This window comes from Novosphingobium sp. Leaf2 (assembly GCF_001421325.1).
Classification (GTDB): Bacteria; Pseudomonadota; Alphaproteobacteria; order Sphingomonadales; family Sphingomonadaceae; genus Novosphingobium.
Genome location: NZ_LMJY01000004.1, coordinates 1 through 23303, shown reverse-complemented (window position 1 = coordinate 23303; position 23303 = coordinate 1). Strand labels below are relative to the sequence as shown.

The following is a 23303-nucleotide window of genomic DNA, read 5'->3' as shown; positions in this document are numbered from 1 at the left end:
GCGCGCCTCTCCATGTTTTCAGATCAGAGGCACGCGACCTGACGAGCCAAAACCACCGTCTGTTGGGCCGCAGCATGCAGAGCGCGTTGCGATAAGTCTAGTCCAGTTGACGTAGAAATATCGGATTCTGACTGGACTTGCGCTGGTAAATCCCAAAAACACCGTCATAAGATAAGTTATATGCACCATAAAATTTGGGCATTTCGGCATTTAGCATCACACGGTAACGTCTGCGGGAGGCGGGATTTGACGCGGTTGGTTGATAGGGTCACAGTCATCACGGGCGCCGCCAGCGGCCTTGGCGAAGCAACCGCGCGCCGCTTTGCGCGCGAGGGCGCAAAGCTCGTGCTTGGCGATATTCGCGAGGATGCGGGCAGGGCGCTGGCGCAGGCGCTCGGCGCGTCTTTCCTGCTGTGCGACGTGACGCGAGAGGGGGATGTGCAGGCGTTGGTGGAGCATGCCGCCACGCATCACGGCAGGCTGGACTGCATGATCAACAACGCCGGTCAGCTTGGTGCGCTGGGGCGCATACAGGATATCGACGCTGCCGCCTGGGGCGACACGATGGCTATCCTGCTCAACAGCGTCTTCTTCGGGATGAAGCACGCCGCGCGCGTGATGCGCCCGGCGCGAAGCGGGGTGATCCTTTCCACCTCCAGCGTGGCGGGCATGGTGGCGCTGGGTCCGCATGCCTATACCGCCGCCAAGCACGCCGTGCTGGGTCTAACGCGGTCAGTAGCAGCCGAACTTGCCGAGGACGGGATCCGCGTCAACGCGGTGGCGCCGGGCAACGTGCCGACACGGATGACCGAGATGGCCTATGGCGATGCGGACGCGATGCGAAAAGCGTCGCAGGCGCGCAACCCGCTGCGGCGCGTGGTGACGGCGGACGAGATCGCCGGCGCTTTCGCCTATCTCGCCAGCGATGATGCGATCAACATTACCGGGCAGGTCATCGCGCCGGATGCGGGGCTCATGGATTGCCGCATGGACGCCAGCTACTACGCCAAGCCGCCGTCGTTCTTCGATGCCTATGGCAATAGAGGCTGATCAGGCCGGTGGATGCAGCGCGCGAATCTGGCTTTCCAGCGTGCCAAGCAGGGATGGCACCATCGTTTCGTCCAACGCGCCGGTCATCAGGCTCATCGCCATGCCTTCGATCAGCGTCTGGGAAAGGGCGATGGCCTGCGCAAGACGGTCAGGTTCTGACTTCCACTCGGGAAACAGCGCCAGCGCCTCTGCGTTGAAGCGCTCACGATACTCCACCTGCAGCGGGTGCATGATCTGCGCGAGTTGCGCATCCGTGCGCGCGGCAAGCGCCAGTTCCTGAAAGGCGATGAACGCGGGCTTCTGGACCTGGCGCCAATAGCCCTGGATGATGGCCGCCGGATCGTGCTCGCGCACTTCGGACGATCGCCGAAAGGCGCGCAGGCGGCGTTCGTGCAACTCGACGATGGTCGCGCGGATCAGCGTGGCGCTGTTCTCGAAATGGTGGAGCATGGCCCCGCGTGACAGTCCCGCACGGGCGGCAACCAGCGGGGTGGTGGTGCCGGAATAGCCAACGTCGACGAGACACGCGATCGTCGCTTCCACCAAACGGCTGCGCGTTTGCGCGCTCTTGATCGATTGGCGGGTCGGCGCGGCAACGGGTGCGGGTTCATGGTTTTCGACCATCACAGCGCTATGGGAGGCTGAATTATCGGTCACACCGAACCTGTCGTGACGGGCGATGGAAGGGCGATGTTAAACGACATGGATCGTCGTTATGGCTCCGGCCGCTATCGGGCAATCCCTTATCTACGCGTGCGCTATAGGCCTGATGCATCAGATATGGGGTGCCGATGCTTCCCGGAACCGCAGGGAAAGACCGTGATATAGCTTTTCCTTGCACACCAGCTGGGCGGCAAATTCACCGATCAGCGCGGAGGCGAGCAGCGGCATCATCAGGCCCCGGCTGGCGGTGGTTTCCGAGATGATGATCACGGCGGTTAGCGGCGCCCGCACCACGCCGGTAAAGTAGGCGACCATGCCGAGCAGCACCACCGCCCCCGATGGATAACCGGGAAAGATGCCGCGCAACAGGTCGCCGATGCCCGCGCCGATGGACAGCGAAGGGGCGAAGATGCCGCCCGGCAGGCCTGACACTGCCGTAGCCAGTGTCGCCGCAAACTTGGCCGGCGCGAACCACAGGGGCACGCCGCTGCCTTTTATGATGCTGTTCGCGGTCTCGTAACCGGTGCCCCAGGTGAGGCCGGTTGCAAACCCGACTACGGCCACCAGCACCCCGCAAAGGCCGGCGAACGCCACAGGGTTTGCGCGCGCCCACACCATCGGGCGCAGCGCCGTGGTGCCCGCGCCCAGCATCAGCCGCGAAAACAGTCCGCCCGCCAGACCGCCGACAACGCCCGCCACCGGGGTTGCGATCAAGGCCTGGCTGACGCCAAGCGTCTGGCGCATTTCGCCGAAGTAGATGTAGTCGCCGGAGACGCCCAGGCTGATCATGCCTGCGATCAGCACGGCGGCCATCACCAGCAGGGTCATGCGCTGTTCATACGCGGCGGCAAGCTCCTCGATCGCGAACGCCACGCCGGCAAGCGGGGTGTTGAACGCTGCGGCAACGCCAGCGGCGCCCCCGGCGATATAGACCGACGAGCGGATGGGAATGCGGAGTAGGCGGTGCATCCGCCCCATGATCGCAGCCGCGATCTGCACAGTCGGCCCCTCACGCCCCACCGACGCGCCGACCAGTAGCGCCCCAGCAGTCAGGAAGAACTTGGCGATGGCGGCCCGGGTGGAAACAAGGCCGGAAAGCGCGGCTTCGGGATTTTCAGTCGCGGCCATGACCTGGGGTATGCCCGAGCCTTTGGCGGTGGGCGCAAACCGAATGGTTGCCCACGCGATCAGGGCGAAGCCGATCGGCGTGACCACCAGCGGCGCCCACGGGGTGCGGGTAACATAAGCATGGAATGCGCCATTGGCCCGGTCGGCCACGTGGGCGAAGATCAGCGCGACAAGGCCGACAAGCACCGCCCCCCCGATGATCGCCACGCGGCGGCGCCACACCAGCGCTTCCGGGCCATGCCGGCGCAAGGCAATGCGGATGCGGCGGGGGAGCAGGCGCTTGAGCGACATCGGTTTGGAACATCCCCCGGTTCGGTATCGGATCCGCCGCGTGTTACCGGGCGATCCATGCAGCCCCGATCGGACCTTTAAGCGTTCCTGCACGGATGCACAAAAACGCTGGCTGGGGCGGCAGGATTCGAACCTGCGAATGCCGGTACCAAAAACCGGTGCCTTACCACTTGGCGACGCCCCAACGCAGAGAAGGCGCGCTTAGCGACTAAACCGGGCGCTGAAAAGAGCTTTTCCCAGCGCTCCGGTTCGCCGCTCAGGCTGCGGCCAGAACCGCGTCGATATCGGCGGCACTGTGACGTTCGGCAACAAAGCCGTCGCCCTTGCGATTGACGATGCGGCCACGGCGCACGCCCTCACGCGCGCCCACGTCCTCGCCCCAGCGCACGAGGTTGGTATAGCTGGCAACGTCAAGGAACGTGGCCGCATCACCGTACGCATCGCCGCGTACGAAGCCGCCGAGCCAGCCATAGGACGCGATGTCGGCGATCGTGTAATCGTCACCCGCCAGATAGCGGGTTTCGGCCAGCCGCTTGTCTGCCACATCGAAGATGCGCTTGGCTTCCATCGCATAGCGATCGATCGGATATTGGTACTTTTCCGGCGCATAGGCATAGAAATGCCCGAATCCGCCGCCAAGTAGCGGTGCTGTGCCCATCTGCCACATCAGCCACGACATGCATTCGGCGCGCTGCGGGCCAGAGGACGGCAGGAACGCGCCGAACTTTTCCGCCAGGTAAAACAGGATCGCGCCCGATTCGAACACGCGAACCGGTTCGCCCTGCGAATAGTCCAGCAAGGCCGGGATCTTGGAATTCGGGTTTACCGAGACAAAGCCGGACGAGAACTGGTCGCCGTCCGCGATGGACACCATCCAGGCATCGTATTCGGCATCGCTGTATCCGGCTGCGAGCAGTTCCTCGAACATGATCGTGACCTTCTGGCCATTGGGCGTGCCGAGCGAGTGCAGCTGAAACGGATGCTGCCCGCGCGGCAGTTCCTTGTCGAAACGCGCGCCGGCGGTGGGCCGGTTGATGCTGGCAAACTGGCCGCCATTAGGCTGGTCCCACGTCCAGACCTTGGGCGGGGTGTAAGTGGGATCAGCCATGCGAATGCTCCTGAAAAACGGACGAGAACGATGCCGCACAGGTAAGTGTGCCAAAGTGCGCCTGCAACCGGTGGTACGCGTTTCTGCAGGCCGCCTTAGTCTGCAGGCCGCCTTAGCCGATCTTGCGAATCCAGCCGTGCGTATCGGGCGCTTCCCCGCGCTGGATCGCAACCAGGCGATTCTTGAGCTTGCCGGTCAGCTGGCCAGGGCCGCCGCTGCCGATCGTGAACGAGCCATCGCGGCCCGTTACCTTACCCACCGGCGTGACGACGGCGGCAGTGCCGCAAGCGAACGTCTCGACCAGCTTACCCGAGGTCGCATCGTCGCGCCACTGGTCCAGGCTGTAGCGGCCCTCGCGAACCGTCAGGCCTTCTTCGCGGGCCAGTTGCAACAGGCTGTCGCGGGTGATGCCCGGCAGGATCGTGCCGGTCAGTTCGGGTGTGAGCAACGTGCCGTCGTCAAACGCGAAATACAGGTTCATGCCGCCCAGCTCCTCGATCCACTTGTGCTCGGCAGCATCGAGGAACACGACCTGATCGTGGCCGCGTGCGATCGCTTCGGCTTGTGGGACCAGGCTGGCGGCGTAGTTGCCACCGCACTTGGCCGCACCGGTGCCACCGGGCGCAGCGCGGGTGTAGTCCGACACCCAGATGGAAACCGCAGGGCTGCCGGACTTGAAGTAGTTGCCGGCGGGGCTGGCGATCACGATGAACTTGTATTGCTTGGCCGGGCGCACGCCCAGGAATGCCTCGGTCGCGATCATGAACGGGCGCAGGTACAGCGACGCGCCGTCCCCTTCCGGGATCCAGGCCTGATCGATCTGGACCAGCCGTTCGATGGCTTCGACAAAGACCGCTTCTGGCAATTCGGGCATCGCCAGGCGCCGCGCCGAATCGTTGAACCGCCTGGCATTGGCTTCCGGCCTGAACAGCGCGATCGCACCGTCAGCCTGCTTGTACGCCTTCAGCCCTTCGAAGATTTCCTGCGCGTAATGCAGCACGGCAGCCGCCGGATCGAGAGGGATGGGCTGACGCGCCGTAATCACCGCATCATGCCAGCCGTCCGCTTCCGACCAGTCGATCGTCACCATGTGATCGGTGAAGTTGGTGCCGAAACCGGGGTTGGCGAGCACGTCTGTGCGGGTCTGTGCATCTACCGGACCGGGATGGGCGACAGTGCTGAAAGTCAGGCCGGCGGGGGCGAGAGTGGCCATCGAACGGTATTCCTCTATCTGCAGATCGTGCTGCGCCTTGAACGAAAATTACCAATCCGGCAAGTTCAAAGCAACATTTAGTAAGGCGCACTTTCTGATAGCACGATGCGTTCGATGTAGGAAAGTATTGTAGCGTTTTTGCGGGGGCTGAGCGCGGGCATGGTCCAAATGAGAAGGGCCGCACCGGCAATGCGGTACGGCCCTTCACATGGTCAGCGGCCGGGAAGTGCCGCCAGCAAAGCCTTTATCGCCAGATTGAATTCAGCGATAATGCCTCGCTACGGAAACTGCCGACCCCTCTGCTGAACCATGAGACATCGGATCACCTCCTTTCGCGCTGTTGAGCCATAATCACCGCATGACGCGGCTGGGGCAACATTCACACCTGGGCGCGTTTCCCGGGGACTGCTGCCTTGCCTGAAATGTGATACATTCCGCATCGCACAACAAGCCTTGAAAACAATTTTTTTGCCGTCATTATCGGGGTTTCGGTCAGGTTATCCCCAGCCATAAACCGGCCTACGGTCGGGCTCGCGCATCGAGTTTTAATGCGCGACCGGCCTCCATTGTCCCTACAATTTTGCGGGCTCGGCGATAAGTGGTCAGGTGTCTTGCCGACGATCGTAGCATGTGACATGCGTAGGCAATGGCCGAAAGAATTAAGCTTTACCAACGTCTCGCGCAGCAGATCGAACAGTCCATTCGTGTAGGACAGTACGGACCCGGCACCCGTTTGCCGGCAGAGCGCGATCTGGCCGAGAAATTCAAGGTCAGCCGGCCCACTGTACGGGAAGCGATGATCGCCTTGGAAATCCGGGGCCTTGTGGAGGTCCGGCATGGGTCGGGCGTCTACGTTTCCGGCGATCTGCCTGTCGATCGGGTGCCTGCGGAGCTTGACGTCGGCGCGTTCGAGTTGATCGAGGCGCGGCTGATGTTCGAAGGGGAAGCTGCAGCGCTGGCCGCGACGGTCATGACCGAGGCTGAACTGGCGCAGATCGGCGAGATCCTGCAGCGGATGGAAACGGTCGATCCGGCTTCGGCGGAGGAACTGGCGCTGGACCGTCAGTTCCACATGGCGATCGCGGAAGGCACCCAAAGCTCGCTGGTGGCGCAGACCATCGAACATCTGTGGGATTTGCGGGAACGCTCGCCCTTGTGCCGCCACATGTTCGAGCAGGCGCGGCGGCTTGGGATCAATCCGCGCCCGTCCGAACATCACCGGATCTACGATGCCTTGCGCGCAAGGGAGGCAGAAGAGGCTCGGCTGGCGATGCGCATGCACCTGATGCGGGTATCGGAAGATCTTCTGGCCGTCACGGAGCTTGAACTGATCGAGAACGCCAAGCGCGAAATCGGCGAGAAGCGCCGCCGGATCGCCGGTGCGCCGGGGTTTTCCGCCGTGCCGCGGTGATCGCGTGCGTGACGCATAACGCACGTGCTCGTTCCGTCAGTTAGGCACAGGGAACGCCTTGATGTCGAAGGCGTTTAGCGGCAATTGATTCCCGTTGCGCTGCCATGTCCGGACAAGCGCGTCTCGATGGCAGGGTGATGCACAGTAACCAGGTTCGCAATGCCCCCCGCATTCTGCAGGGATTGGATCCGCGAACTGCGTTCGCGCTGTTTTTGGCGGTCATGTTTTTTGTCGCCAGCGGCACCATCGCGTACATGAACCTGCGCACGCTGCGTGACGATCAGGCCAAGATATTCCATTCGCATGATGTGATCGTGGCGATGGGTGACCTGACATCGGCGCTGCAGGATGCGGAAACGGGGCAGCGCGGGTATCTGCTCACCGGCAATACCAAATATCTTGACCCCTATACCGCCGCGCTTGCGGACGTAGATGCGCACTTCGCTACGATCTCCAAGCTGACGGTAGACAACTCCGAGCAACAGGGGCGTCTGGCGCCGCTGCGCCGCCACATCGATGCGAAGCTGACGGAGTTGCACGATACGATCGCCGCGCGGCGCAATCAGGGCGAGCAGGCCGCGCTGGCGATTGTCGGCACCGATCGCGGCAAGGCGGAGATGGACGAGATACGCTCTCGCCTTGCCGCCATGCAGCAGGCAGAGGAACGCTTGCGGCGCGAACGGCTGGTCGAAATGGACCTAGCGTATCGCTCGGCTGCGATCAGCGGCATTCTTTCCTGCGTACTGGGGATCGGTCTGACCTTGGCGATTGCGCTGCTGGTGCGGCGCGCGGGGCTCGCGGCAGCGCGTCGCGAATGGCTGCAAAACGGCCAGGTGCGGCTGGCCGAGGTGCTCATGGGAGACCAGAACGCCGAGCAGCTTGGCAACAGCATCCTCGGGTTTCTGGTGCGCTACGCAAACGCGCAGGCCGGCGCGGTGTTCGCCGCGGCTGACCAGCATTATCGGCGCGTGGCATCCTACGGTGTGCCGGCGCAAACCACCATCGTCGAACGGTTTTCCTCGCACGAGGGGCTGCTGGGGCAAGTGGCGGATGCTGGCGAGGCGATTGTCGTGTCCGACATTCCCGATGGTTATCTCACCATCGGTTCGGCCCTCGGGCAGCATAAACCGCGTCATCTTGCCATCGTGCCAGCGTCCTCGGATGGCCGTGTCGAAGGCGTGGTCGAGCTCGGTTTCTTCCAGACTGTCGATGCGCTGACGCTGGAATTACTGGCGGATGCGTCCTCTCAGATCGGCGCCGCATTGCGATCGGCCCGCTATCGCTCGCAGCTTCAGCACCATGCCGAGGAATTGCAGGTGCAAAGCGAGGAACTGCGCGTCTCCAACGAGGAACTGGAAGAGCAGGGCCGCGCGCTCAAGGAATCACAGGCGAGCCTGGAGCAGCAGCAGGTCGAGCTTGAACAGACCAATTCGCAATTGGAGGAACAGGCCCAACTGCTGGAAAACCAGCGCGACGACCTGGCCCGGTCCAACGCGGCGGTAGAGGCCAAGGCCAGGGAACTGGAGCAGGCGAGCCGGTACAAGTCCGATTTCCTGGCCAACATGAGCCATGAATTGCGCACGCCGCTCAATTCCCTGCTGATCCTGTCCAAGCTGCTGGGTGACAACCGGACGGCGAACCTTACCGATGAACAGGTGCAGTTCGCCCGCACCATCGAGTCTGCCGGCAATGACCTGCTGGCGCTGATCAACGACATTCTGGATTTGTCGAAAATCGAGGCAGGCCACCTGCAGGTCCGCCCCGAAGCGTTTCTTGTCGAACGCCTGGCCTCGGACCTGCGGCAGGTATTTCAGCCGATCGCCAAGGATCGCGGCCTTGCCTTCGAGATCGACATCGCCCCGGGCTGCCCGGCGGAGATCGAGACGGACCGCCAGCGGATCGAGCAGATTTTGAAGAACCTGCTGTCCAATGCCTTCAAGTTTACCGCGTCTGGCAGCGTGCGGTTGGAAATCGAGGCAGACGACCCTGATGCTCTGCGCCTGACCGTGGCGGATACGGGAATCGGCATCCCCGAAGAGCAACAAGCCGCGATTTTCGAAGCGTTTCGCCAGGCTGACGGAACCGTCAGCCGAAAGTATGGCGGGACCGGATTGGGCTTGTCGATCTCACGCGAACTGGCGCGCCTGCTGGGCGGAGCGGTCGGCCTTACGAGCAAGGCTGGGGAAGGCAGCCGGTTTACCCTAACGATCCCCAGGATCTATCAGGGCGACGCCGAGCGTGTGGGTGATGTACCGCGTGCGTCCGTGGCTCCGCCGCTTCCCACCGCCACGCTCCCTGGCAAGGGCCGCTCTCATGCCCCAGCGCTTCTGCGGCAGGTGGAAGATGATCGCGACCGGCTGGAGAACGCCCAGCGCTCGCTGCTGGTGGTGGAAGACGACGCCATTTTTGCAGGGATCGTGCGCGACATGGCACGGGAAATGCGCTTTCAGTGCATCGTTACCGGGACGGCGGAAGAAGCCCTGCAGCTTGCCCGCACGCACAAGCCCAACGCCGTGGTGCTGGACGTTGGCCTGCCCGACCAGTCCGGGCTGGCGCTGCTCGATCGCCTCAAGCGCGACGTGGAAACGCGGCACATCCCGGTGCACGTGGTGTCCGGCAGCGATCATACGCAAACCGCCCTGGCGCTGGGCGCGATCGGCTATCTGGTAAAGCCGGTGAAGCGCGAGGAACTGGCCGATGTGCTGGAAGCACTGGGTGACAAGCTGGCGTCAGCCGAACGGCGTGTCCTCATCGTTGAGGACGACGCGGTGCAGCGCGATGCCGTCAGCCGGCTGCTGGCGGGCGGCGGCGTCGAAACGGTAGGCGTGGCAACCGCCGCGCAATGCCTGGAAGCACTGCGCGACCAGACCTTCGATTGCATGGTGCTGGACCTGAACCTGCCCGATGCGAGCGGGTTCACCCTGCTGGAGACGCTGAGCAAGGAGGGCACGTATGCGTTTCCGCCGGTGATCGTCTACACCGGCCATGACTTGTCGGCGGCGGATGAGCAGCGGCTGCGCCGGTATTCCGATTCCATCATCATCAAAGGCGCGCGCTCGCCCGAACGGCTGCTGGACGAGGTATCGCTATTCCTGCACCAGGTCGTCACCGAACTGCCTGCCGAGCAGCAGACCATGATCCGCGCGGCCCGCAATCGCGACGCGGTGCTGGAGGGGCGCAGGATCCTGGTGGTCGAGGACGACGTGCGCAACGTGTTCTCGCTCACCAACATTCTGGAGCCGCAGGGCGCCAGCGTCGAAATTGCGCGCAACGGCCAGGAAGCGCTGGATGCGCTGGCAAAAGTAGCGGACGGCACCGCGCCCGCCATCGATCTGGTGCTGATGGACGTGATGATGCCGGTGATGGACGGTCTTACCGCGACGCGCGCCATCCGCAAGGATGGGCAATGGGTGAAGCTGCCGATCATCGCGTTGACCGCCAAGGCCATGCCGGACGATCAGGACCGCTGCATCGAGGCTGGCGCGAACGACTACATGGCCAAGCCGCTGGACGTGGACAAGCTGCTTTCCCTTGTCCGGGTATGGATGCCGCGCTGACCGTCATGGATGAACTCACCACCGAGGACATCGAGATACGCCTTCTGCTGGAAGCGCTGTATCGGCGATACCATTACGACTTTCGCAATTACGCGCAGGCCTCCATCAAGCGCCGCTTGCGCCAGGCGCGCCAACAACTGGGTGTGGCGACGTTTTCCGCCCTGCAGGACCGGCTGCTGCACGACCCGGAGGCGGCTTCGCGGGTGGTCCGGTTGTTGACCGTGCAGGTCAGCGACTTCTTTCGCGATCCCGGCTATTTCCGGGCCATTCGGGAAAAGGTGGTCCCGCATCTCAAGACCTATCCCTCGCTGAAAGTGTGGATCGCAGGGTGCAGCGCCGGCGAGGAACTGCATTCCTTCGCGATACTGTTTCGGGAGGAGGGGCTGGAAGATCGTACCTTGTTCTACGCCACCGACATCAATCAAAGTGCGCTGGATGCGGCCGCGCAGGGCATCTATCCCATCAGCCGATTGCAGGCTTTCACCGAGAACCATCGCTTGTCCGGCGGTCGCTCGTCACTGTCGGATTACTACACCACTGGCTATGGCGGCGCGGTGTTCGACAAGTCCTTGCGTGAGCGCGTGGTGTTCTCCGACCACAGCCTCGTCACCGATGCGGTATTTTCGGAAATGCACCTGATCTCGTGCCGCAATGTGATGATCTATTTCGACCGGCAGTTGCAGGACCGCGCCTTGGGCCTGTTCAGCGATTCGCTGATCCGCAACGGGTTTCTGGGGCTGGGGTCCAAGGAATCCTTGCGCTTTTCGGCGCGTGCCGATGATTTCGTCGATTTCGTAAAGGATGAAAAAATCTACCAGAGGCGCATGGCATGATCGTGTCCGGCGGGGCGGTGGCGATCGGTGCTTCGGCGGGCGCGATCCAGATGCTGCTGCGTATTCTGCCGGCATTGCCCAAGACTTATCCGCTGCCGGTTTTCGTGGTGGTGCATGTGCCGCCCGGGCGCAGAAGCGAACTGGCCACGCTGTTCGCCGGCAAATGCCGGATCGCGGTGCAGGAGGCGGAAGACAAGCAGCCCGTCATTGCCGGCACGATAACCTTCGCGCCGCCTGACTATCACATGCTCATCGAAACCGATCGCACCCTGTCGTTGTCCACCGATGATCCCGTGTTCTTTTCCCGGCCATCCATCGATGTCCTGTTCGAAAGCGCCGCCGACGCCTATGGCGCTGCGATGACTGGCGTGATCCTGACCGGGGCAAACGAAGACGGAGCCAATGGCCTGCGCGCCATCGGGCTGTGCGGCGGGCGCACGATCGTGCAGAACCCGGCTACCGCTTATGCCCGCGCGATGCCCGAAGCCGCGCTGGCGCGGTGGCCGAGCGCCTGTGTGCTGGGCCCCGACCAGATCGTGGAAAGCCTGATCGCGGCGGTGGATTCATGAGCGAGCCGATGGCGCCTGTGAATTTCCTTCTGGTCGACGATCTACCGGCGAACCTGCTCGCACTCGAGGCCCTGCTGGCGCGCGAAGGCCTGGTCCTGCTCAAGGCGAACTCGGGCGAGGAGGCGCTGGAACTACTGCTGCGACATGAGGTTGCGCTGGCGTTTCTGGATGTGCAGATGCCCGAGATGGACGGGTTCGAACTGGCTGAGCTGATGCGCGGCAACGAGCGCACGCGCAACGTCCCAATCATTTTCGTGACCGCCGGCAGCACCGATGCGCAGCGCCGGTTTCGGGGCTACGAATCCGGCGCCGTGGACTTTATCCAGAAGCCGATCGAGCCGGCGATCCTGCGCCACAAGGCCGATGTGTTTTTCGACCTGTATCGCCAGCGCCAGCAGATCGCCGCCCAGCGCGACGAACTGGCGAGGGCAGCGGCGGCGCTGCGCGAAGCGGACCGGCAGAAGGACCGCTTCCTCGCCATACTCGCCCATGAACTGCGCAACCCGGTGGCGGCGCTGCTGGGCGGCCTCGATCTGCTGGAGCGTCCGCGCGCTGCGGCGCGCGGCGACGAGATACGCGGCCAGATGCAACGCACGCTGCGGCATCTGGCGCGGCTGGTAGAAGACATCCTTGACGTTACCCGTGTGAGCGAAGGCAAGATTTCCCTCAAGATCGAACGAACGTCGCTGGCCGATGTCGTTGCCTCCGCGCTTGATGTCAGCCGGCATACGATCGAGACGGAGGGGCACACGTTCGAGGTGGAATTGCCCGCCGATCCGGTGTGGCTGGACGGGGATCTCACGCGCTTGTCCCAGATACTCGCCAACCTTTTGAACAACGCAGCGAAATACACCCCGCCCGGCGGCGTGGTGGGGCTAAAAGCGCGATGCGTGGGGGAACAGGTGGAAATCGCCATCTCGGACAACGGCGTAGGCATACCCGCGGACCTGCAGCCGCGCATCTTCGATATCTTCGCTCAAGTGGACAGCCATCGCAATCGTGCGCGCGGCGGGCTTGGCATCGGTCTGGCGCTGGTCAAGCAGTTGGTGGCTCTGCACAGCGGCACCATCGCGGTTGCCAGTGACGGTGCCGGCCAAGGCACCACATTCACGGTTAGCCTTCCCACAGTTCGGAATGATTCGCCTCTGCCGGCTGCGTGATCGCAAAGCAGCATTTGCCCGTGCCAGGTGGCAGCCACGCTGTGCAAGTCGTTCATAAGCGGCTAGTGCGGCATGGGTGCCGCAACCGAAAGATGGAACAGGAACAGGTTTTTTGCGCAAGACAACGATCTGCCTGGCTGCCGGCGCTGCCCTGCTTTCCGTTCCGGCCCTGGGGGATGCCGCCCCGTTCGAGCTGACCGGGCCCGATCTGCGTGTCGCCGTGACGCGCGGCAACGTCACGCTGCCCATCGCGCAGGTGCCCAGCCTTGCCGAAGGGGACACGGTTACCGTCAGCGGTGCGTTTCCGAAGGATCAGGGCGCGCAGTTCCTGCTGATGTCCGCCTTCCTGCGCGGCGCCACCAACCCGCCGCCCAAGGATTGGTTGTCTTTTGCGGAAACCTGGAAGGGGAAGGACAAGGAAAACACGCTCAATCTGATGGTGCCCAAAGGCGCGCGCCAGATGGTCGTGCTGCTGGTCCCGCAGACCGGCGGGGCCAAAGGCGCGCTTAGCGATGCCGTGCGCGGCAAGCCGGGCGAATTTGTACGGGCAAGCCAGGAACTGAACCAGGCCTCGCTTGACCATTCGCGGCTTGCCACGTTCCTCGCCGCGATCGGTGCGCAGGGGGACACCCGGCCTGAAGCGTTGCGCAGCGTTGCGCCAACACTGGCGCGCAGCCTGTCGATCAAGCTGCAGGAAGATTGCCTGTCCAAAGTGATCGAGCAGCAGGCCTCGTGCCTCGTCCAGAACAAGGACGCGCTGGTGCTGAGCGACCTGCATTCCAATTCGCTGGCGGACACGTTGACGGGAACGCCCACTGACCTTGCGATCCAGCTCAGCTATACGCGGGAGGCAGGCGCAGGCTATTACAGCAGCTACATCGCGGTGGCGCGTGATGTCGCCAAGATCTTCGGGGCGTTCAACAACCCGCAGTTCAACTATCAGCCTGCGCTCACGATGCGCAAAGGCGATGTCCTGTCCTTGCTGCTCAACGCTGCGCCGTCGTTCGCCAAGCCCAAGTCCGTGATGCTCGCCGCCTTGCCGGCCGTGGAGGATGACAAGCTGCCCCGCCTGCGCAGCACCGCGTCAGGGCCGATCTGCGCCGCCCGCCCCCGCGTTGTGCTGCCGGTGGAAGGGGCCCCGCTGGTATTTTCCACCGACTTTGCTCACGCGATGAAAGCGCGGCTTACGTCTGCTTCCGGGCAGACCGTGGAGGTGCCGGTTACCGCGCAAGCGGAGCAGGGCGGCTACGTGCTGAGCGCTGGCGCAGTGCCTGGCGGCTTTACCGGCGCCATCACCGCCCGTCTGCAAGGCCAGTGGGGCTTTGTGTCCTTCGATGGCCCGGAATTTCATCTGGAGCAGCCAGACACGAACGGCTGGAAGGTCGCGGATGGCGGCGGCTCGTTGGTCGTCGGGCGTGATAACGCGGTGACCCTCGAAGGCGTGGCCCCGTCCTGCATCGATGGTGTGGCGCTGCGCCTTGCGGACGGATCACCCCAGCCGGTCAAATTCACTGCGCAAAGCGGTGGCAAGTTATCCGTCTTGCTGCCGCTGGATGGCGTCGCGCCCGGTGAACTGACGGTGGAGATACGCCAGATCGGCAGCGAGCCCGTCCTCGTGCGTATGAAGGCGCATGTGCAGGCCAGCAGACTTGACGGGTTAGAGATCCATGCCGGCGATGATCGCGGCGTTCTTACGGGACAACGGCTCGATCAAGTGCGGTCGGTGACGATGGACGGGCTGGACTTTGCCCCGGCAGGTTTGACGCGGGACGGGAAGGTCGACCACCTGCAGTTGCAGGCAAGCGCAGGTGGCAGGGCCGCCGCGAAAGACACAGCCACAAAGGCGATCGTTGCGCTGCAGGATGGTCGCACCGTCTCGATGACGGTCCACATCGCCCCTGCGCGGCCCGTTGTGCAGGTATTGAACCGCACCGTCTATCCTGCGGCCCCTGCGCCGGATATCAGACAGTTGGACATCAAACCGGGCGACCTGCTGCCCAACACCGCCGACCTGGTATTCTCGGTCAAGGCCGCTGCCGGCGCCCCCCTGCAGGCGAGCGACGCGATCGAGATAGTGGCTACCGATGATGGTCCCACACTCGCGCGGTTGACCAGCGGCCACGGGCTGACGCTGTCGGGAACCGATGTGGCCGTGGCCACGCTGAAAGCGTCGGACCTTCCGGCGGGAACGCACGGTCCCTTACGGTTTCGCCTTGTTCGAGAAACTGCAGGAGCGGGCGACTGGGTGCCGCTGACCACCGTAGCGCGGCTGCCGCAAATCACGGGTGTCACCTGCGCCAAGGCTGGGGACACGTGCACGGTCACGGGCCGGGACTTGTTTCTGATCGAAGCCGTTGCGACCGATCCGGCCTTTCGCAAGGGACATGCGGTGCAGGCTGGTTTTACCGGCGCGGCAATCACCATTCCCGGTCCGCCGACCAACGGAAAGTTGTATGTGCATTTGCGGGATGCGCCGCAGGAAGCCCTAGCACTCTCCGTGCGATAGCGCCTTTCTTCCGCCTGTTTTGAACGCGTGATGGATAATTGCTGTCCTGCAAAATTCATACGGAACGAAATGCGCTGTGCGCGTGTTCGACGATGCGTTGGAACAGGAGCTTGCCGATGCCCAAGACCGTGACCTTTGAGACGCCCGATGGCGAAGAGGTAGAAATCGACCCCGCCGATGTCGTGGACATTTCCACTGGCACCGAGCCGGACTCCACCACGATCGAACTGGAGGACGGGGACGAAATCGTAGTAGCGTCGACCAAGATCGAGGTCGTGGCCGAACTGGGTCTCAATCCGCTTGATTACATCGACCCTGAAGATGAAGACGATGCGATGAAGCATCTGGACGACGAGGATTACGATCCCGACGCGTAAAGCGTAATCCGCATCCGTGTAAGTCCCATGCCGTGCCTGAGGTTATGAAAGGGGAACCCCGGCGATTGGCCGGCTATTCTCACAAGGTATCCGCAAAGGACTTGTGATGTATAGCCTGCAATTCGCCGCCCCCAGCCACGGTTCGCCGATCACTTTTACCGATAGCCTTTTTTCCGACGATTTTCAGCGCAAGCTGGCGCATTGGAACCATTGCCGGTTGGCCCCGCAGTTCCCGCAAGGGGACTGGATGACGACGCTCGACGACGATACCCACATGCTGCGTGTGGAAGGGGCATTTCTGGAAGCGCTGCGCGCCCATGTTGCCGATGCGGTTGCGGATGTGCCGACGGAACCGGGTGCGTTCGTTTGCTGGTTTGAGGATCTGGCCCAGACCGGTCCCGGCCAGCACGATCCCTTGTTTCCGTGGCTTGCTGCGCACGCGACGCGTGACGAAATCCGCTGGTTTTTCGAGCAGGAAGCGGCTGGAGAGGCGGGCTTCGACGATCTGGTGGCCCTGACACAGGTCAAGTTGCCCGATGCGGCCAAGCTGGAACTGGCGCGCAATTACTGGGACGAGATGGGCCGGGGCAACGCCAAGGGCATGCATGGCCCGATGCTGCAGATCGTGGCGGACGCGCTGGCGGTCAACCCGTCCATCGACACGACGGTGGGAGAGAGCCTGGCGCTGGCTAACGCCATGACGGCTATGGCCACGTCGCGCCGCTACGCCTGGCATTCGGTAGGAGCGCTTGGCGTTATCGAACTCACCGCGCCGGGGCGTTCGGCGCTGGTGGCGCAAGGGCTGCGGCGGATCGGTCTGAATGACCGTGAGCGACGCTATTTCGATCTGCACGCGGTTCTCGATGTGAAGCACAGCGAAGACTGGAACCGCGAGGCGCTCTATCCGCTCGTCAGCGAAGACCCACGCCGCGCGGTTGCGATCGCAGAAGGCGCATTGATGCGGCTGGAGTGCGGCAAGCGCTGCTTCGCGCGGTATCGCGCTCATCTCTGGAACGGGCAGTCGGCCACGACTTTAGTGACCCACTGAGCGGTCCGCTCAGTCTGCGGGCGGGACGGGAAGCTGAAGGTATGCGATCAGCCCGCCGCTTGTTGCGGTTGCAAATGACAGGTGGCCGTTAAACCGCATCATCAGGCGATGCGCGGTGGGAATGCCAAGCCCGAACCCGCCGGTATCGCGGGCACGTGCCTCGTCCAGGCGGTAGAACGGGTCGAGGATCGCCTCGAAAAACTGCTCTGGAATGCCGGGGCCTCGGTCTTCCACCACAATGCGCCAGCCAGTGCCGGATCGCTTGGCCGATAGGATAGCCTTGTCGCCGTACTGGATGGCGTTTTCCACCAATGCCGCCAGCGCCAGCACCAGCGGCTCGCGAAACGTGCGCAGGACTACCCGTTCTCGCAAATCAACAATCGCCCGCCCGTGGTAAGGCTGCGCCACATGTGCCAGCAACGCCCCCAGATCGACGTTTTCGGGTTCGGCATCGATGTGCTGAGCCCGCAGGAACCGTTGCAGTGAGGCGAGCAGGCTTTCCATCTCGGCCACGCTGGCAAGGATCACGCCGCCCAGTTCAGCATCGTCCATCAACTCGCCCGCGATCTTCTGCCGCGCCAGCGGCGTGCGAAGATCGTGGCTTATTGCTTCGAAAGACCGCGCCTGGTCCTGTAGGAGCCGCGCGATCCGCTCCTGCATCACATTCATGGAATGCGCCAGCTTGCGCAAGTCCGGCGACCCGCTTTCGCGCACCGCCACTTGACGGCCTTGGCCGATCGCATCAGCGGCATCGATCATGCGGCGCAAGGGCCGGGTCAGAAGGTGCAGGACGATGAGGCCGATCGACAGGCACAGCACCGTGGCGGCCAGCGTCAGTGTGGTGGCCCGCAGGGCCGCAGGCCACATAGCATCGATGTCCGTCGCCCGAAAATTCAGCCAGCGTCCGTCCGCGAGGCGTATCGAGCCGACGAGATCCTCCTTGCTGGTCGAGGCGTGCTGCAACGCCAGCCGCAACGACCGGTTCGCAAGCGAAGGTTCCCATTCGACGATGCGCCGGCCAATGTAGGTTGCCTTGTCGTTGGCGGGCGATGACGCCACCGTGGGTTCTTCCGCCACCGATGCTGCAAGGTGCCGGGTCGTCATCGTGGAGGCTGTGCGCGTCGGATCAGCTGCGTGGATACGGTCGCTGACCACCAGCAGTTCGGCAATCCGGCGTGCGTGATCCTCGTTCAGCGCCTGGCGGTCTATGGACTGGTAGAACAGCAGGCTGGCGACAAGCTGCATGGTCCCCAGCACGAGGAACACGATGCCGACATAGCCCGCGAACCGCAGGGCAGGGGGGCGTGCCAACGATCCAATCCTCTCTCGTCAAAGACTTCGCGGGGCCGGCATCCGGGAAGAACCCGCCAGGCCCGATCGTCTCTCGTTTGCCGATGTTCTGCGATCCTGGGCGCGCCCGGCTGGCAATAGCGGTTCCACCCCTTGCCGTGCGCGTCAATGGCGATTGCGCCCAGCAACGATTTGATACTCGTCGGTCGTGGCCTGATCGAAAGCCCGGAACTGTTCAATCTGTCAGTCACGCGCCTGCCATGCCATGGCTACCGTGCGTCCGGCGGACCACGGCCACGCCCCGGTGGATCCGCATGGAGAGAGATCATGATCAACCGCCGCATCGTCCTGCAATCGCGTCCCGTCGGTGTGCCGGAGCAGGGCAATTTTCGCATGGAGGAAGCACCGATTCCCGATCTGGCGGACGGTGAGGTGCTGCTGGAAAACCACGTGTACGCTATCGATCCTGCCGTGCGCGGGATGCTGGATGACGTGAAAAGCTACATGCCGCCCGTAGCCATCGGCGGGCTGATCCCGGCAATGGTACTGGGGCGGGTGGTCAAATCCCGCAACCCGGACTTTCGCGAGGGCGACTACGGGCGCGGCTTTGTCGGTTGGGAGACGCACTCCGTAATCACGCCGGGCAACGTGGGTTTCGAGAACGTGACCGTGGCCCAGGACCTGCCGCTTACCGCATACATGGGGGCATGCGGGTGGTCGGGGATCACTGCTTACGTCGGCCTCAAGCGCTATGGTGAGATGCGCAGCGGCGACGAGGTGCTGGTGAGCGCGGCGGCTGGCGCGGTCGGATCGGTGGCGGGGCAGGTTGCGCGGCTGTCCGGCTGCCGGGTGATCGGCACCGTGGGGTCGGCGGACAAGGCCCGCATCGTCACCGACGTGCTGGGCTTTGATGGCGCCATAGATTACCGCGCGTGCGAGGATCTTGATGCCGAGATCGCGCGGCATTTTCCGGACGGCATCGACCTATATTTCGATAATGTGGGCGGGGTGACGCTCGATACAGTGCTACCGCGCATGAAGGCGTTCGGGCGCATTCCGGTGTGCGGCATGGTCGCCAACTACAACCACCAGACCGACCCGTATCGCCTGCGCAACATCTGGCAGGTGCTGGTAAACCGCATCACCATGCGCGGCTTTCTGGCTTATGAAGCGGCGGACATGGTGCACGAAGCGGAAGAGGCGCTGGCAGACTGGGTACGCTCGGGCGAGCTGATCGCCACGGAAAATGTCGCCACCGGGCTGGAGGCTACGCCGGATGCGTTCATCCGCCTGATGTCAGGGGAAACATCGGGCAAGACACTGGTGCGGATCGATGAGAATGTGTCCACTCTGGCGGACTGGAAACCCCACGCCGTGGCGTGAAGGGTCGGCGTGCTGCCGGGACCTATACACCCGGCAGCACCTGATCGGCAAACCCCCAACCGCGCAACGTGCGCGCCCGTTCGATGAGGGCGTCCGCATCCGCGATCGTGTAGGGATGAGCATCCTTCATGTCGCCCAACTCATCCCAGCTGACCGGCACCGCCACTGGAGCGCCAGCGCGGGCACGCGCGGAATAAGGCTGCACCGCCGTAGCGCCGCGCTGGTTGCGCAGCCAGTCGATGAAAATGCGACCCTTGCGCTTGGCCTTGCTCATGGTGGCCACATAGCGGTCCGGTTCGGCCAGGCTCATCGCTTCGGCAAATCTGCGGGCAAAGTCCTTGTGCACGTCCCAGTCGTGTTCGGGGCGAAGCGGCACAACCACGTGTATGCCCTTGCCGCCCGACAGCATGGCGAACGAGATCAGCCCAAGGTCCGCCAGATGCGCGCGAATGTCGGTCGCCGCTTTGATGCAGGCGGCGAAATCCAGCCCTTCGTCGGGATCGAGGTCGAAGATCATCCGATCGGGCTGCTCTACCGCCTCAATCTTCGCGCCCCAGCCATGAAATTCGATGGTGCCCATCTGCACGCACGCCACCAGTCCTTCCGCGTCGTCCACATAAAGATAGTCTTCGGCGCCGCCGTCCTTCTCGCGGATCGGCACATGATGCACGTGATCGCCGAAGGTCCCGCTATCGTGCTTCTGGAAAAAGCACTTCTTGCCCCGGCCCTGCGGACAGCGCACCAGGCTGATCGGGCGGTTTGCGGCAAACGGCAGCAGCAGCGCGGCGACGTCCGCGTAATAGTCGGCCAACTGGCCTTTGGTTTGTCCGCCTTCCGGAAAGATCACGCGACCGCGGTTGCTGACCGCAACGTCGATGGCGGCGACAGGAGCAGGCTCTGGCCGCTCGGCCACCACGGCCTTCGCGCCCTTGTCTGCGCGCAGGCCTAGAAAGCTGCCATGCCGCACGCGACCGTCGGCAGTGAGTTCGGCAAACGCAATCTCGGCGACCAGCTTGGGCGTGACCCAGGTAGCGCCACGCGCCTCCAGCTTGGGCACATCAACGGGCGCACTTTTGCGTTCGAGTTTGTCGAGGCGCGCGGCGAGGTCAGCCAGCGTGTCGGCATTGAACCCGGTGCCCACCTTGCCGCGATATGTCAGTGTTTCGCCTTCGTACTGGCCCAGTAGCAACGAGGAAAAGGGCCGCCCCTTGGCTTGCGATTTCGCCCAGCCAACGATCACGAATTCCTGCCGCCGTGTGCATTTCACTTTCACCCAGTTGCGGGAACGACGGCCCGAATATGTGGCGTCCACGCGTTTGGCGATGATCCCTTCCTGCCCGGCAGCGCACATCGCGTGATACAGTTTCTCGCCCGATCCGATAACGTGATCAGCAACGAATATCGGCGGCTGAGCGTCAGCAAGCAGGGCCTCCAGGCGTTCCTTGCGCTCGATGTTCGGCATGGCGGCAATAGCGATGCCATCTATTTCCAGCAGGTCGAAGGCGTGAAATTCCAGCGCATCCTCGTCCGACTGGCTGCCGTGCCCGCGCTTGAGCACGGATTGCAGGCTGGAAAAATCGGGATTGCCCTCGGCACCGCGCGCGATCACTTCCCCGTCGATAAGGCAGGGCGGCAGGTCTAGCGCTGCGATATGTGCGCACAGTGGGGCGAACTTGTCGCTCCAGTCATGCCCGGCGCGGGTGTAGACGCGCACGTGCGATCCTGCTGCAGCTATCAGCGCGCGATAACCGTCGAACTTGATCTCGTGCATCCACAAGTTGCCCGCCGGTACCGCATCCACCAGCGTGGCCAGTTGGACGGCCCGGAAGGGCGGTGGCTTGGCTGCCGCTTTGCGCCTGGACGCGGCCTTGCGCCCGGTGTGGGCCGCCGCCTTTGCCATTTCCCTGGTGAACGCATCGCCTTTTTTGTCCGCCAAGCCGTGCGCACCGACCTTGTCGGCGGCGATCTGCGCCATCGTGCGACCGGTCAGTACGCTGGTCAGACCTTGCTCTACCAGAACGTCGCCATCGCTGGCGAACGGATCCTTGACCTTGCGCAACAACCAGTTCTCGCGCTTCTCGCCGGGCCGCGGCTTCATGCGCACCAGCAGCCATTCGCCCTTCATCCGTTCGCCATCCAGCGTGAAGTGCAAGTGGCCATCTTCGATGTCCTTGGCGCTTTTTCCGACGATCGGGGCCCACGTTCCGCGATCCCACACCATTACGGTCCCGCCGCCATATTCGCCCTTGGGAATGATCCCCTCAAACCCGCCGTAACTGAGCGGGTGATCTTCCGTCCGCACCGCCAGGCGCTTGTCATCAGGATCTGCGCTTGGCCCGCGCGTGACGGCCCAGGATTTGAGCACGCCGTCCACTTCGATGCGGAAATCCCAATGCAGCCGGGTGGCAGCATGCTTTTGCACCACGAAACTGCTGCCGCCGCTGGCGTGGGACGATTTCCCGGAAGGTTCGGTGGTTTTGCCGAAATCGCGCTTACGATTGTATTCGGCAAGCGTGTCGGGCTTTTTCATCGCATGCGATCCCGGTTAGGCACGCTTGCGCGAGCGGGTGGTGGCAGACGATGACTTAGCTGCGGCCCCTGACTTCGTCGCCTTTGGTTTGACAGTGGTTTTGGCCTCGGTCGTTTTGGCAGGTTTGGACTTTGCTGCCGTTTTGGCGGTATCCTTGCCCGCCGCGCCGACCGATTTCTTGAGCGCTGCCATAAGGTCGATGACGTTGCTTTTGCTGTCACCGGGTTCACCCACATCTTCCAAGATGCGCGTCTTGCTTTTCGATTTTGCCTTCTTGTCGATCAGACGATGCAATGCATCAACGTAGCGATCGTGAAATTCTGCCGGTTTGAACGGGGCGGTTTTCTTGTCGATCAATGTCGTTGCAAGGTCTAGCAAGTCCTCGTCTGGCGTCACCTCGCCGATGTCCCGAAAATATCCTTGCGCCTTGTGGACTTCGTCGGCGTAGCGAAGCACTTCCAGGATCAGTCCGCGGCCGCACGGTTTGATGGACACCAGCTGCTCGCGCCCCCGCACCGCCAATTGGCCCAGGCCTACCTTGCGTGTCTTGCGCAAGGCTTCGCGCAATACCGAGTACGCTTCCTCCGCAAGATCGTCTGCGGGCACCACGAAGTAAGGCTTTTCATAATAGAGGACGTCAATCTCGTCTGCTTCGACAAACTGCACCAATTCCAGCGTCTTGCGGCTCTCGATCTTGACCGCTTCGATCTCTTCCTCGTCAAGCAACACGTAATTGCCTTTGGAAACCTCATACCCCTTGATGATCTCGTCCCGGTCTACTGGCCCTACACCGGCAGCGACCTTTTCGTAGCGTATGCGCTGCCCGCTGGGCTCATGAATCTGGTGAAAGGATATGGCCGCACCGGAACGTGTTGCCGGGTATATTTCAATAGGTATCGAAACAAGAGCCAGGCGAATCTGCCCTGACCAATATGCGCGCGCAGCCATGACCGTGTCCTCCTGCACACAAGAAACGGTGTGAAGGGCGCAGGTTCCCGTCAGGCAATCGCACGGCGATAAACGGCACGCTGGCTTGCTGATTTCAAGGGGCGCAACCTCACCTGGCGGCGCAGCGCGTATTGACGATTAGGGCGCGGACTCATTACGCATTGCACCACAGTCGCACGCAGATGAGCTTGATGGCAGCGAGATAGTTGGCAGCATCCTTTTCGTATCGAGTGGCGAT

Annotated in this window: 17 protein-coding genes and 1 tRNA gene; 10 read left to right on the top strand and 8 right to left on the bottom strand. The window is 63.0% G+C overall.

Translation table 11 applies throughout. The annotated features are described in order from the left end of the window. The first annotated feature begins 255 nt into the window (after positions 1-255). Positions 256-1050: an SDR family oxidoreductase gene (locus ASE49_RS04295; protein WP_200921961.1), complete on the top strand. Its 795-nt coding sequence runs from the start codon at positions 256-258 to the stop codon at positions 1048-1050. Here ASE49_RS04295 and ASE49_RS04290 read toward each other — a convergent pair whose 3' ends face one another. The 5 genes from ASE49_RS04290 to ASE49_RS04270 all read right to left on the bottom strand — a co-directional run bounded on the left by ASE49_RS04290 (position 1051) and on the right by ASE49_RS04270 (position 5453). Further along, entirely contained in the window at positions 1051-1674 is a 624-nt protein-coding gene (locus ASE49_RS04290; RefSeq protein ID WP_056768894.1) for a TetR/AcrR family transcriptional regulator, read from the bottom strand. Between the two features lie 150 nt (positions 1675-1824). Continuing rightward, positions 1825-3132, bottom strand: coding sequence for a chloride channel protein (locus ASE49_RS04285; protein ID WP_056768893.1), 1308 nt, complete (start codon positions 3130-3132; stop codon positions 1825-1827). Between the two features lie 109 nt (positions 3133-3241). After that, positions 3242-3316: transfer RNA gene (locus ASE49_RS04280), tRNA-Gln, on the bottom strand. Positions 3317-3388: 72 nt separating this feature from the next. Further along, complete coding sequence (gene yghU, locus ASE49_RS04275; protein WP_056768892.1) at positions 3389-4240, bottom strand: glutathione-dependent disulfide-bond oxidoreductase; 852 nt, start codon at positions 4238-4240, stop codon at positions 3389-3391. Positions 4241-4352: 112 nt separating this feature from the next. Next, positions 4353-5453 carry a branched-chain amino acid aminotransferase gene (locus ASE49_RS04270; RefSeq protein ID WP_056768891.1) on the bottom strand — a complete coding sequence of 367 codons (1101 nt, stop codon included), beginning with the start codon at positions 5451-5453 and terminating at the stop codon, positions 4353-4355. A 646-nt stretch (positions 5454-6099) separates the two neighbouring features. Between ASE49_RS04270 and ASE49_RS04265 the strand changes: the two genes are divergently transcribed. The 8 genes from ASE49_RS04265 to ASE49_RS04230 all read left to right on the top strand — a co-directional run bounded on the left by ASE49_RS04265 (position 6100) and on the right by ASE49_RS04230 (position 16914). Continuing rightward, positions 6100-6864 carry a FadR/GntR family transcriptional regulator gene (locus tag ASE49_RS04265; protein WP_056768890.1) on the top strand — a complete coding sequence of 255 codons (765 nt, stop codon included), beginning with the start codon at positions 6100-6102 and terminating at the stop codon, positions 6862-6864. Between the two features lie 221 nt (positions 6865-7085). Then, on the top strand, positions 7086-10421 hold the full coding sequence (locus ASE49_RS04260; protein ID WP_235522834.1) for a response regulator: 3336 nt from the start codon (positions 7086-7088) through the stop codon (positions 10419-10421). A 5-nt stretch (positions 10422-10426) separates the two neighbouring features. Continuing rightward, positions 10427-11254 carry a CheR family methyltransferase gene (locus ASE49_RS04255; RefSeq protein WP_082456303.1) on the top strand — a complete coding sequence of 276 codons (828 nt, stop codon included), beginning with the start codon at positions 10427-10429 and terminating at the stop codon, positions 11252-11254. After that, positions 11251-11823 (top strand): chemotaxis protein CheB, encoded by a 573-nt coding sequence (locus tag ASE49_RS04250; protein WP_056768888.1) that lies wholly within the window; start codon positions 11251-11253, stop codon positions 11821-11823. Before ASE49_RS04255 ends, ASE49_RS04250 begins: the two co-directional genes overlap by 4 nt. After that, positions 11820-12983, top strand: coding sequence for a hybrid sensor histidine kinase/response regulator (locus tag ASE49_RS04245; RefSeq protein WP_056768887.1), 1164 nt, complete (start codon positions 11820-11822; stop codon positions 12981-12983). The genes ASE49_RS04250 and ASE49_RS04245 overlap by 4 nt, the downstream gene beginning before the upstream one ends. Before the next feature lie 112 nt (positions 12984-13095). Next, the gene (locus tag ASE49_RS04240) at positions 13096-15489 is read left to right on the top strand and encodes a hypothetical protein (RefSeq protein ID WP_056768886.1); all 2394 of its coding nucleotides are present in this window, start codon (positions 13096-13098) and stop codon (positions 15487-15489) included. 116 nt (positions 15490-15605) lie between these two features. Continuing rightward, a complete protein-coding gene (locus ASE49_RS04235) occupies positions 15606-15866 on the top strand; it encodes a hypothetical protein (protein ID WP_056768885.1) in 261 nt (86 codons plus the stop codon). Positions 15867-15972: 106 nt separating this feature from the next. After that, positions 15973-16914, top strand: a complete 942-nt coding sequence (locus ASE49_RS04230) for an iron-containing redox enzyme family protein (protein ID WP_082456296.1) — start codon at positions 15973-15975, stop codon at positions 16912-16914. A 9-nt stretch (positions 16915-16923) separates the two neighbouring features. On the opposite strand, the gene ASE49_RS04225 is transcribed toward ASE49_RS04230, so the two are convergent. Then, positions 16924-18225, bottom strand: a complete 1302-nt coding sequence (locus ASE49_RS04225) for a sensor histidine kinase (protein WP_056768884.1) — start codon at positions 18223-18225, stop codon at positions 16924-16926. Positions 18226-18531: 306 nt separating this feature from the next. Here ASE49_RS04225 and ASE49_RS04220 point away from each other — a divergent pair, with 306 nt between their 5' ends. Then, positions 18532-19587 carry an NADP-dependent oxidoreductase gene (locus ASE49_RS04220; RefSeq protein ID WP_056768954.1) on the top strand — a complete coding sequence of 352 codons (1056 nt, stop codon included), beginning with the start codon at positions 18532-18534 and terminating at the stop codon, positions 19585-19587. Positions 19588-19609: 22 nt separating this feature from the next. On the opposite strand, the gene ligD is transcribed toward ASE49_RS04220, so the two are convergent. Both ligD and ku read right to left on the bottom strand, forming a co-directional pair. Next, positions 19610-22117, bottom strand: coding sequence for a DNA ligase D (ligD, locus tag ASE49_RS04215; RefSeq protein ID WP_056768883.1), 2508 nt, complete (start codon positions 22115-22117; stop codon positions 19610-19612). 15 nt (positions 22118-22132) lie between these two features. Further along, positions 22133-23065: a non-homologous end joining protein Ku gene (gene ku / locus ASE49_RS04210; protein WP_056768882.1), complete on the bottom strand. Its 933-nt coding sequence runs from the start codon at positions 23063-23065 to the stop codon at positions 22133-22135. Positions 23066-23303: the final 238 nt, after the last annotated feature.